This is a genomic window from Arthrobacter sp. Y3223164, assembly GCF_059091005.1.
Genome location: NZ_JBNHGF010000059.1, coordinates 1 through 11,253 on the forward strand (window position 1 = coordinate 1; position 11,253 = coordinate 11,253).

12 protein-coding genes and 1 pseudogene are annotated in these 11,253 nt (G+C 64.5%); 7 read left to right on the forward strand and 6 right to left on the reverse strand.

Translation table 11 applies throughout. The features are described 5' to 3' along the window. From AC5RUJ_RS05355 to AC5RUJ_RS05380, 6 genes and pseudogenes are all read left to right on the forward strand, one after another. Nucleotides 1–329 (forward strand): annotated as a pseudogene (locus AC5RUJ_RS05355) (dipeptidase); the annotation flags it as partial. A gap of 138 nt (nucleotides 330–467) precedes the next feature. Next, the gene (locus AC5RUJ_RS05360; protein ID WP_493978415.1) at nucleotides 468–854 is read left to right on the forward strand and encodes a HesB/IscA family protein; all 387 of its coding nucleotides are present in this window, start codon (nucleotides 468–470) and stop codon (nucleotides 852–854) included. A 173-nt stretch (nucleotides 855–1,027) separates the two neighbouring features. Further along, nucleotides 1,028–1,873 (forward strand): aa3-type cytochrome oxidase subunit II, encoded by an 846-nt coding sequence (gene ctaC / locus AC5RUJ_RS05365; protein WP_493999755.1) that lies wholly within the window; start codon nucleotides 1,028–1,030, stop codon nucleotides 1,871–1,873. 17 nt (nucleotides 1,874–1,890) lie between these two features. Further along, on the forward strand, nucleotides 1,891–3,618 hold the full coding sequence (gene ctaD / locus AC5RUJ_RS05370; RefSeq protein WP_493999754.1) for an aa3-type cytochrome oxidase subunit I: 1,728 nt from the start codon (nucleotides 1,891–1,893) through the stop codon (nucleotides 3,616–3,618). Nucleotides 3,619–3,620: 2 nt separating this feature from the next. Then, nucleotides 3,621–4,022: a cytochrome c oxidase subunit 4 gene (locus AC5RUJ_RS05375; RefSeq protein WP_493999753.1), complete on the forward strand. Its 402-nt coding sequence runs from the start codon at nucleotides 3,621–3,623 to the stop codon at nucleotides 4,020–4,022. Nucleotides 4,023–4,165: 143 nt separating this feature from the next. Then, on the forward strand, nucleotides 4,166–4,951 hold the full coding sequence (locus tag AC5RUJ_RS05380; protein ID WP_493999752.1) for a GntR family transcriptional regulator: 786 nt from the start codon (nucleotides 4,166–4,168) through the stop codon (nucleotides 4,949–4,951). Between the two features lie 232 nt (nucleotides 4,952–5,183). Here AC5RUJ_RS05380 and qcrB read toward each other — a convergent pair whose 3' ends face one another. From qcrB to ctaE, 4 genes are all read right to left on the reverse strand, one after another. Next, nucleotides 5,184–6,830, reverse strand: a complete 1,647-nt coding sequence (gene qcrB, locus AC5RUJ_RS05385; RefSeq protein WP_493999751.1) for a cytochrome bc1 complex cytochrome b subunit — start codon at nucleotides 6,828–6,830, stop codon at nucleotides 5,184–5,186. A 2-nt stretch (nucleotides 6,831–6,832) separates the two neighbouring features. Further along, nucleotides 6,833–7,861, reverse strand: a complete 1,029-nt coding sequence (gene qcrA, locus AC5RUJ_RS05390) for a cytochrome bc1 complex Rieske iron-sulfur subunit (protein ID WP_493978421.1) — start codon at nucleotides 7,859–7,861, stop codon at nucleotides 6,833–6,835. A gap of 90 nt (nucleotides 7,862–7,951) precedes the next feature. Continuing rightward, nucleotides 7,952–8,764 (reverse strand): cytochrome bc1 complex diheme cytochrome c subunit, encoded by an 813-nt coding sequence (qcrC, locus tag AC5RUJ_RS05395; RefSeq protein ID WP_493999750.1) that lies wholly within the window; start codon nucleotides 8,762–8,764, stop codon nucleotides 7,952–7,954. 82 nt (nucleotides 8,765–8,846) lie between these two features. Further along, nucleotides 8,847–9,485 carry an aa3-type cytochrome oxidase subunit III gene (gene ctaE, locus AC5RUJ_RS05400; protein ID WP_493999749.1) on the reverse strand — a complete coding sequence of 213 codons (639 nt, stop codon included), beginning with the start codon at nucleotides 9,483–9,485 and terminating at the stop codon, nucleotides 8,847–8,849. A gap of 148 nt (nucleotides 9,486–9,633) precedes the next feature. On the opposite strand from ctaE, the gene trpD reads away from it, so the two are divergent. Beyond that, nucleotides 9,634–10,686 (forward strand): anthranilate phosphoribosyltransferase, encoded by a 1,053-nt coding sequence (gene trpD, locus AC5RUJ_RS05405; protein WP_494076058.1) that lies wholly within the window; start codon nucleotides 9,634–9,636, stop codon nucleotides 10,684–10,686. 92 nt (nucleotides 10,687–10,778) lie between these two features. On the opposite strand, the gene AC5RUJ_RS05410 is transcribed toward trpD, so the two are convergent. After that, nucleotides 10,779–11,060 (reverse strand): Lrp/AsnC family transcriptional regulator, encoded by a 282-nt coding sequence (locus AC5RUJ_RS05410; RefSeq protein WP_493978425.1) that lies wholly within the window; start codon nucleotides 11,058–11,060, stop codon nucleotides 10,779–10,781. 47 nt (nucleotides 11,061–11,107) lie between these two features. Beyond that, nucleotides 11,108–11,253: DUF3054 family protein (locus AC5RUJ_RS05415; RefSeq protein ID WP_494155651.1), on the reverse strand; the 146-nt coding region annotated here is incomplete at its 5' end.

Consider the following 11,253-nt stretch of genomic DNA (forward strand, 5'->3'; position numbering starts at 1 on the left):
TGCCTTCCACGGTAGCGGCCGGTGGCGCTGAACGGACAATCTCCGGCGCCTCGTTAGACTCGAAGCATGCCCAAGACCGCCGCCGGCCATGCACGGCCCTGGAGCAGGCGTGGGGCACGCTGCCGGTGGAGGCCGGCATGGGCGGGTCCATCCCGTTCATCGCCGACCTCACGGAGGTCTATCCGGAGGCACAGATCCTGATCACCGGCGTCGAGGACCCCGATTCGCGGGCGCACTCGGCCAACGAGTCGCTGCATCTCGGGGACTTCCGCAACGCGGTCCTGGCCCAGGCGCTGCTCCTGGCACGGTTGAACGGCGAGGGACTCTAGGCCTGTTCGCGCCAGGCTGGAGGCGGGGGAGAGTTATCCCATTTCGGCCCACCAGACGTACGATGGATGGGAAGCCCGACGCACCACTGAGTAATAGCAGCAGGTCACCGGACGGCCCGAAATAGATAAGGAAGTGCAATGAGCGCAACGACCAACTCGTCCGCCCCCACCACGGCACCCGAAGCGGCAGAACTGCCCACGCATGAAGTTGCTTTGACCGACGTCGCCGCCGGAAAGGTCCGCAGCCTCCTGGAGCAGGAAGGCCGCACGGATCTGCGCCTGCGCGTTGCCGTACAGCCGGGCGGATGCTCCGGCCTGATCTACCAGCTGTACTTCGACGAGCGGATGCTCGACGGAGACGCTGTCCGTGATTTCGACGGGGTCGAGGTCGTCGTCGACAAGATGAGCGTTCCTTACCTCTCGGGCGCCTCGATCGACTTCGAGGACACGATTTCCAAGCAGGGCTTCACCATCGACAACCCGAACGCCGGTGGCTCCTGCGCCTGTGGAGACTCCTTCCACTAAGGGCCTGCAGGGCGCTCTCCGGCCGCCGGGACGGCCGACGCACGGGGGAGCCTGTCACATGGAAGTCATGTGGGCGGGTAAGCTCTACAGTGAGTAGTAAAACTGGATATGCGGCCAGGCTCAGCTCTGCCATGGCCGCATCACTTGCACGAAACAAAGAGGAAGGGCCGTCTGTGAGTTCGCAGGTTCGAACCGGCAGTCGACGCGCCAGAATCGCCAAGGCTACAGGTCTGGGTGCACTCGGTGCGTTGTTGTTGACGGGATGTTCAGAAGAAGTCCGTTTGGGTTGGTTGCCCACCGAGCGGGACGTTACCAACCACACGCCCGAAATCATTGATTTGTGGGTCAACGGATGGATCGCCGCGCTGGCCGTCGGTGTCGTGACCTGGGGCCTGATCCTCTGGTGCATCATCGCGTACCGCCGCCGCAAGGACGAAACGGGTTACCCGCGCCAGCTGAGCTACAACCTGCCGCTGGAGATCTTCTACACCGCGGTTCCCGTGGTCATGGTCATGGTCTTCTTTTACTTCACGGACAAGACCACGTCCAACATCACCGAGCGGGTGGACAACCCCGACGTCGTCGTCGACGTGCGCGGCAAGCAGTGGGCCTGGGACTTCAACTACGTCAAGCAGGACAAGTACTTTGCCGGCGTGCAGGCCCACCTGACCGGCGAGACCGGCGTCCCGGAGACCCTGCCCACGCTGTACCTGCCGGTCAACCAGAGCGTGGAGCTGCAGATCAACTCCCGCGACGTCATCCACTCGTTCTGGGTTCCCGCCTTCCTGCAGAAGGTGGACATGATCCCGGGCAAGACCAACTTCCTGAACTTCACCCCCACCCGTGAGGGCATCTACGACGGCAAGTGCGCCGAGCTTTGTGGCGAGTACCACTCCGAAATGCTCTTCCGTGTCGCGGTGGTCTCCGAGGCTGAATTCGACGCTCAGATGGCGCGGCTCAAGGACGGCCAGCTCGGCGAAGAGTACGACCGCAACCCCTACGCTGAAGCGTCTGAGTAAAGGAGCGAGGGCCACAAGTGTCAACGTACGAATACACAGCTGACGACCGGGCTACCACGGTAGCTCCGCGCGTCGTGCCGGTGTCCAAGGGGCGCATCGTCGTCAACTGGATCACCTCCACGGACCACAAGACCATCGGGTACATGTACCTGATCGCGTCGTTCATCTTCTTCTGCCTCGGCGGCGTGATGGCCCTGGTCATCCGCGCCGAACTGTTCGAGCCCGGCATGCAGATCCTGCAGACCAAGGAACAGTACAACCAGCTGTTCACCATGCACGGCACGGTGATGCTGCTGATGTTCGCCACGCCGCTGTTTGCCGGCTTCGCCAACGTCATCATGCCGCTGCAGATCGGTGCCCCCGACGTAGCGTTCCCGCGCCTGAACGCGCTGGCTTTCTGGTTCTTCCTGTTCGGCAGCATCATTGCGGTGGCCGGTTTCATCACCCCGCAGGGCGCCGCTTCCTTCGGCTGGTTTGCCTATGCACCGTTGTCCAACACCACCTTCTCCCCGGGAGTCGGCGGGGACTTGTGGGTCTTCGGCCTGGCGCTGTCCGGCTTCGGCACCATCCTCGGTTCGGTCAACTTCATCACCACGATCATCACCATGCGCGCCCCGGGCCTGACCATGTGGCGGATGCCGATCTTTACCTGGAACACGCTGGTCACCGCCATCCTCGTCATGATGGCATTCCCGCCCCTGGCCTCGGCGCTGTTCGCCCTCGGCGCCGACCGGCGCTTGGGTGCGCACATCTTCAACCCGGAGAACGGCGGTGCCATCCTCTGGCAGCACCTGTTCTGGTTCTTCGGCCACCCTGAGGTTTACATCATCGCCCTGCCGTTCTTCGGCATCGTTTCCGAGATCTTCCCGGTGTTCAGCCGCAAGCCGATCTTCGGATACAAGGGCCTGGTCTACGCCACGATCGCCATCGCCGCGCTGTCCGTGACGGTGTGGGCCCACCACATGTACGTCACCGGCTCGGTGCTGCTGCCGTTCTTCGCCTTCATGACGATGCTCATCGCGGTGCCAACCGGGGTGAAGTTCTTCAACTGGATCGGCACCATGTGGCGCGGATCGATCACCTTCGAGACGCCCATGCTGTGGAGCCTGGGCTTCCTGGCGACCTTCCTGTTCGGCGGCCTGACCGGCATCATCCTGGCTTCCCCGCCGCTGGACTTCCACGTCTCCGACACCTACTTCGTGGTGGCGCACTTCCACTACGTGGTCTTCGGCACCGTCGTGTTCGCAATGTTCGCGGGCTTCTACTTCTGGTGGCCCAAGTGGACCGGCAAGATGCTCAACGAGCGCCTCGGCAAGATCCACTTCTGGATGCTGTTCCTGGGCTTCCACGGCACCTTCCTCATCCAACACTGGCTCGGCGTCGAGGGCATGCCCCGTCGCTACGCCGACTACATGCCGGAAGACGGGTTCACCGCGATGAACCAGTTCTCCACGGTTGCATCCTTCGTGTTGGGCGCCTCGATGATCCCGTTCTTCTGGAACGTCTACATCACCTGGCGCAACGGCAAGAAGGTCGAGGTCGACGACCCCTGGGGCTTCGGTGGTTCGCTTGAGTGGGCGACCTCCTGCCCGCCGCCGCGGCACAACTTCACCTCGCTGCCCCGCATCCGGTCGGAGCGCCCCGCCCTGGACCTGCACCACCCGGAGCTGGCACCGCGGCACACCCCGACGACTCCGGCACCGGTGGCCCAGATGGCCGGTCCCGCTGACCAGAAGGACGCATAACTGTGAAGATTGAAGCCTGGCTATTCATTGCGCTTGCGCCGTTCTTCGCCCTCGTTGCCACCGTCTACGGCTACATGGGGAACTGGGAAGAGCCCGTCGGCTGGCTGGCGCTGTACCTGACGGCCGGATTGTCCCTGATGATCGGCGGTTACCTCTGGTTTACGGCGCGGCGCATCGGTGCCCGTCCGGAGGACCGGGTCGACGCCGAGATCCATGAGGGTGCCGGCGAGCAGGGCATGTTCAGCCCGTGGAGCTGGTGGCCGATCGTGCTCGGTCTCGGTGCCGCCACTGGGTTCATGGGCCTGGCGGTCGGCTGGTGGATCGTCTACATCGCCGTTGGCCTGACCACGGTAGCCATCATCGGCTGGGTCTACGAATACAGCCGCGGGGACCACGCGCACTGATTCCCGCAACTACACGACGAAAGGGTCCGGAACCGTCAGGGTTCCGGACCCTTTCGTCGTCCCCGCCGGGGGGCCGGGCGCGGCGACGCTGGTCTAGACCGGATAGGATGAAAGGGAATTAAACCGGCTGAGCAGGAGGCCGCATGTCCGTGAACGCCGCCGCGATCGAGGGTGGGCTCGATGGCTCCTCCCGTACCGCCAAGCACGTCCAGCTCAGGGACATTTTGCGCAGGCATGCCCAGGAGCGCTGCGAACCCGGGGCCGCTTTTCCCTCGGAGCGGGAACTGGCCGAACGCTTCGGCGTGGCGAGGATGACCGTGCGCCAGGCGATCGACTCACTGGTCGCCGAACAGGTGCTCGAACGCATTGTCGGCCTGGGAACGTTTGTGCGGCAGCCGAAGCTGGACCTGCAGGTCAAGCTCACGTCCTACAGCGAAGAGATGCAACGCCGCGGCATGGTTCCCGATGCCCGCGTCCTCAGCTTCGAGCAGATCGGCGCCACCCCGCTGGTGGCCCGCGAGCTGCAGATCGAGGAGGGGCAGCCAGTGGTGCGCTTCCGCCGCCTGCTGCTGGCGGACGCCGAACCGATGAGCGTGGACGAAAACTTCATTCCAGCGCAGCGCGTGCCGGGGATCCTCGACGAGGGCCCGCCGTCGTCGCTGTACAACGTCTTGAGCGAACGATACGGACTCATCATGGAGTGGGGCGAGGACACGATTGAGGCGACCGCGGCCCAGCCCTCCATCGCGCGGCTCCTGAGCGTGGACATCGGATCGCCGCTGCTGAAGATCCAGCGGCATGCCTACGTTTCCAAAACCATGGTCGACTTCTCGATCTCGTATTACCGCGCGGACCGGTACAAGCTGTGGGTGCCGCTGCAACGGCCCGGGGGACGTGCGCCGCGTTCCTACAACGTCAAGCGCTTCTAACGGCTGTACGGCGCTGCTGAAGGCCGTCTCGGCCGCAAATGGCGCCGCCGGCCGGGCCCAGAGCTACTGCTGCGCCGGGGGAGCGCCGTGCGGCCGCGTTCCGCCCGTGGTCGCCGTGAGAGCCCGTCCCGCCCGGTATACGCAGGGAGCCCCACCGCGGTGAAGCAAAGGGGTGAGACAGAGAAATGGCCCCGGACCAGGTCCGGGGCCTTTTCTCTATGTGGATATTGCCTTAGCGGGCGGTGACTTCCGCCTTCTCGGCGGGTGCCTCGACCTCGGCGTGGTGGCTGTGTGCAGCCTCCAGCTCGGCCGGGGTAACCGGTGCCACACGGTCTTCGAAGAAGAACCGGGACAGGGCACCGCGCAGCTTCTCGGAGCGCTTGATGTGCCCGGCCCTGTTCGGCTGCGCCGGGATTACCTCGGGCGACTCGTAGCTGACCAGCCGGTACTGCTTGTACTCGTTCAGCGGCTCGTGGACCTCGATGAACTCGCCATGCGGCAGGCGGACAATGCGTCCGGTCTCCCGGCCATGGAGGGCGATCTCGCGGTCCTTGCGCTGCAGCGCCAGGCAAATGCGGCGCGTGACGATGAAGCCGAGGATCGGGCCCAGGAAGAACAGAGCGCGCAGCCAGTACGTCACGTCGTTGAGCGACACGTGGAAGTGCGTGGCGATCAAGTCGGAGCTGGCAGCTGCCCACATCACCGAGTAGAAGACGATGCCGGCGACGCCGGTGGCGGTGCGGAACGGGACGTTGCGCGGGCGGTCCAGGATGTGGTGCTCGCGGGTGTCCTTGGTCACCCAGCTTTCGATCCACGGCCAGGCGAACATCACGGTGAACAGCAGGGCCGCCGGGCCGAGGGCCGGGATGAGCACGTTCAGCGAAATGGTCCGGCCGAAGATCACGAACTCGCCCACACCGGGCATCAGGCGCAGCGCGCCGTCCACCCAGCCGATGTACCAGTCAGGCTGGGTACCGGCCGAGACGGGGGAGGGGTCGTAGGGGCCGTAGTCCCAGATCGCCAGGATCTGGAAGTTCGCGGCAATGACGGCCAGGATGCCGAAGACAACGAAGAAGAAGCCGCCTGCCTTGGCCGCGTAGACCGGGCCGATCGGGAAGCCGACGACGTTGGTCTCGGAACGGCCGGGGCCGGGGTACTGGGTGTGCTTGTGCACGACAACCATGAACAGGTGGACGGCGATCATCAGGAGGATCAAGGCCGGGACCAGCAGGATGTGGAGCACGTACAGGCGGCCCACGATGTCCGTACCCGGGAACTCGCCGCCGAACAGCAACAGCGATATGTAGGTACCAACCAAGGGGATTGCCTTGATCACGCCGTCGATGATGCGCAGGCCGTTACCGGAGAGCAGGTCGTCCGGCAGGGAGTAGCCGGTGAAGCCGGCTGCCAGGGCCAGGATCAACAGGACGCAGCCGACAACCCAGTTCAGCTCACGCGGGCGGCGGAACGCGCCGGTGAAGAACACGCGCAGCATGTGGAACGAGACCGAGGCAACGAACAGCAGCGCAGACCAGTGGTGCAGCTGACGCATGAACAGGCCGCCGCGGACCTCGAACGAGATCTCCAGGGTGGACTGGTAGGCGACGGACATTTCGACGCCCTTGAGCGGCACGTACGGTCCGTCGTAGTGCGTCTCGGCCATCGAAGGATCGAAGAAGAACGTCAGGAACGTTCCGGTGAGCAGCAGGATGACGAAGGAGTACAGCGCCACTTCGCCGAACATGAAGGACCAGTGGTCGGGGAAGATCTTCCGACCGAATTCCTTGACGATCCCCGAACCGCCGACGCGGGTATCGACGAAGTTGGTGATCCGCCCGACCCGCGTCTTGGGTACGTAGGTATCAGTTGAAGCGCTCATGCTTAGCCACGCTCCCAGTAGCTCGGTCCGACAGGTTCATGGAAATCGCTCGTGGCGATCAGGTAGCCCTCGTCGTCGACGCTGATCGGCAGCTGGGGAAGGGCGTGCGCGGCCGGGCCGAACACTACCTTGCATTCCTGGGCGGCATCGAAGGTCGACTGGTGACAAGGGCAGAGCAGGTGGTGCGTGTGCTGTTCGTACAGCGCCACCGGGCAGCCAACGTGGGTACAGATCTTTGAGTACGCAACGATGCCATTGTAGTTCCAGTCTTCGCGGCCTGGGGAGACCTGGAGGACGTCGGGATTCAGGCGCATCAGGAGGACGACGGCCTTGGCCTTCTCCTCGAGCTTGTGCTCGGCCTCGTTGAGCCCCTCGGGGATGACGTGGAACGCGGAACCAATGGTGACATCCGAGGCCTTGATCGGGGTGCCGCTGGGGTCGCGGGTCAACCGGACGCCTGCGTCCCACATGGTATGCCGCAGCACCTCAGGGTTCAGGTCCTTGGACAGGTCGCGGAAGATGCCGATGGCCGGCAGGATCGCCAGCACGCCGGCGCCGATCAGGGTGTTGCGGATCAGCGGGCGGCGGGAGATGCCGGACTCGTCCAGGACCTGGCCGATGATCTGCTCGGCGTCCTTGCGGTCTTCCTCGGTGCGGACCTCGTGGCGCTCTTCGACGATCTCGTGGTCCGGCATGAGGGTCTTGGCCCAGTGGACAATGCCCACGCCAATGCCCAGCATGGCAAAAGCGGTGCCCATGCCGAGGGTGAAGTTCTGCAGTCGCAGCGTTGCGGTGGTGTCATCCAAGCGGATGCCAAAGTACCCGACGAAGAAAAGTACGGTGCCGATGATGGAGATTACGAAGAGTATCGCAACCTGGCGTTCGGCTCGCTTTTCCGCCCGGGGATCTTTGTCGGCACGGCGCGGGCGGTGCGGGGGGAGTCCAGGATCCTGAAACTTCTCCACGTCGCTCTGACCAGCCGTAGCAACGGTGCCCGAGGTGTTCGGACTGCCGTGACTATGGTCGCCCATGATCCCTCTCATCCTTCTCTAAATAGTTCAAAACTCATTAATGACTGTTGGCGCTTCTCCGGCGGCCCGTTGGGCCGCCGGAAGCGAAGGTTAGGAAGACCGCTGGGTCAGCCAAATGGTGAACGCGATGACCACGCCCAATCCAAGCGTCCACATCAGCAGGCCCTCGGACACGGGGCCGAGCCCGCCAAGCGAGATCCCGCCGGGGGAGGGCTGCTCTTCGATGGTCTTCAGGAAGGCGATGACGTCGCGCTTCTCCTCCGGGGAGATGTTCGCGTCGCTGAACACCGGCATGTTCTGCGGACCGGTGGCCATGGCTTCGTAGATGTGCGCTTCGCTGACGCCGCTAAGCGCCGGCGCGAACTTGCCGCGCGTCAGGGCACCACCTGCTGCGGCAGCGTTGTGGCACATGGCGCAGTTGACCCGGAAGATCTCACCGCCGGCCGCAGGATCACCCTGGGAGACGTCGAGGAATTCATCCGCCGGAATTGCGGGACCGGCGCCGAGGGAGGCTACGTAGGCCGCCAGCTGCATGGTCTGCTCTTCGTTGAACTGGTTCGGCTTTTCCAGTGCCTGGGGGCCGGACATCTGCATGGGCATGCGGCCGGTTCCTACCTGGAAGTCCACGGCTGCGGCGCCGACGCCGATCAGCGACGGACCGGCCTGGTTGCCGTGCGCACCCTCCGGGGCCCCGACAGCACCGATTCCGTGACAAGTTGCGCAGTTGGCCACGAAGAGCTTCTCGCCCTCTTCGATGTCCTGCGCGGAAAAGGTGGTGGTTTGGGCCTTGGCCTCGTTGACGTTCCCGGCAACGGCGTACAGTCCGCCGGTGACGAGCAATCCCATGAGCAGCAGGGCAACGGCCGCCAGGGGATGTCGTCGCCTCTGGGAGAGTGCCTTCACTTGTTGGTTCCTAACTTTGCGGTGCGTGTGCGTAGATGTTCGGCTGGCTCGGTTCGCAGCGAGGCGCGGACCTTTCGGCCGTCTACTTAAGGAAGTAGATGATGATGAAGAGAGCGATCCACACGACGTCGACGAAGTGCCAGTAGTACGACGTGACGATGGCCGATGTGGCTTCGAAATGGCCGAACTTCTTGGCGACGTAGGCGCGGCCGATGATCAGCAGGAAAGCGATGAGGCCGCCTGTGACGTGGAGGCCGTGGAAGCCGGTGGTGATGTAGAACGCCGAACCGTAGGAGTTCGAGGACATCGAGACGCCTTCGGAGACGAGCATCGCGTATTCGTAGGCCTGGACGGAGACGAAGATGGCGCCGAGGATGAATGTCAGCAGGAACCATTCGACCATGCCCCACTTGGCGACATTGAAGAGCCCGCCGGAGCGGCGGGCCTGCAAGCGCTCTGCGGCGAAGACGCCGTACTGGCAGGTGAAGGAACTGGACACCAGGACGATGGTGTTGGCCAGCGCAAACGGAACATTCAACTTCTCGGTTTCCATCGCCCACATCTCGCCGGAGGTGGCGCGGAGGGTGAAGTACATAGCGAAAAGGCCGGCGAAGAACATCAGCTCGCTGGAGAGCCACACAACGGTTCCGACGGAAACCAGGTTGGGGCGATTCAGCGTTGGATGCGCCGGGGTACTGGGGGCATGGGTTGCAGTTGTCACAAGGCCATTATGTCTATAAATCTGCCCACTTCACCAATGCATTTGAACGCGTGGCGCCGCGTTCCGGTTCCTGAACCGCCGGATTCCGCGGAACGGCGCGGAAGTTAACAATCCGGAAGTTTCTACAAAACGTAGATAACCTAGTGAAGTGACGACCGAACCCAACGCTCAGAACACACCCACCTGGCCTGAACTGATCTCTGCCCTGATCTCCCGGCAGGACCTCACGGCGGCCCAAACCCAGTGGGCGATGAACACGATCATGTCCGGCGGGGCCTCCGACGCGCAGATGGCCGGCTTCCTGGTCGCGCTGCGGGCGAAGGGGGAGACGGTCGACGAGCTGACCGGCCTGGTGGAGGCCATGGTCGGCAACGCCCGGCCGATTGACATCCCGGGGGAGAAGCTGGACATCGTCGGTACCGGCGGGGACCGGCAGAATACCGTCAACATCTCGTCCATGGCCGCCCTGGTGTGCGCGGGGGCCGGGGCCCGGATAGTCAAGCACGGAAACCGCGCCGCGTCGTCGTCGTCCGGTTCGGCCGATGTGATCGAAGCCCTGGGCGTGCGCCTGGACCTCCCGGTGGACCGCGTGGCGCAGACCGCCGTCGAAGCGGGGATCACGTTTTGCTTCGCGCAGGTGTTCCACCCCTCCATGCGTTATGCGGGCGCGGTGCGCGCGGAACTCGGGGTGGCCACCGCCTTCAATTTCATGGGACCGATGACCAACCCGGCGAATCCCACGGCGGCCGCCATCGGCGTTGCCGACGCCCGGCTCGCGCCGCTCATCGCCGGCGTGCTGGCCGCCCGGGGCATCCGCGCACTCGTCTTCCGCGGCGGGGACGGCCTGGACGAGCTGACCACCACGGGCCCCTCGTCGGTATGGGAGGTGCGCGGCGGCGCCGTGACGGAACACGACCTGGACCCGCTTAACCTCGGCATCCCCCGGGCCACGCTGGACGACCTGCGTGGCGGGGACGCCGCCGCGAATGCCGAAGTGGTGCGCCGCGTGCTCGCGGGGGACAAGGGGCCGGTGCGCGACGCCGTCGTCCTCAACGCAGCCGCCGCCCTGGTGGCCAACGAGGCAACAGCCGACGCTCCGCTGCTGGAGCGGCTGGCCGCCGGTTTGGAACGGGCCGAGGAAGCCATCGACAGCGGTGCCGCGGCCGAGGCGCTGCAGCGCTGGATCGACGCTACCCGCTGACCTTCCGGCCCGCGCGGGGGGCGCAACAGCTTAACAATTAACAAGGAGTGCCCCGGACAAAATGTCCGGGGCACTCCGCCTGTCCGCGGAGCCTAGTGCTCGAACCCGAGCGAGAAGGCTGCATCCAGGTCGTGCTTGGAATAGGCGCGGAAGGCGATGTGAGTGGTCGTTGCCTGAACGCCTTGGACCTTCGAGAGCCGGTCGGCGATGACATCGGCCAGCTCGTCGTGCTTGGCGACCCGTGCGACGGCGATCAAATCCCATTCCCCGGTGACCGAATAGACCTCGCTGATGCCCTCTATCTCGGAGATCTCCTGGGCGCACTCCGGAATCCGGGTCGCATCGGTGCGGATGAGAACGAATGCTGTAGCCACTGCACTGCCTTTCTGCTGGAACTGGGTGTTCTTCCCTATGTCCGAGGTTATTCCACCCGTCGGGCGAAACGTAGTTTGATGAACAGTGCGGCGGCCGCGCGCCACCCCAACAGCAGGGCGCCGAGCACCAGGAAGGCCACGATCTGGAAGGACGGCGCGAGCCCGCCGCCCGCGAGGCCGCGAAGGGCGAGCC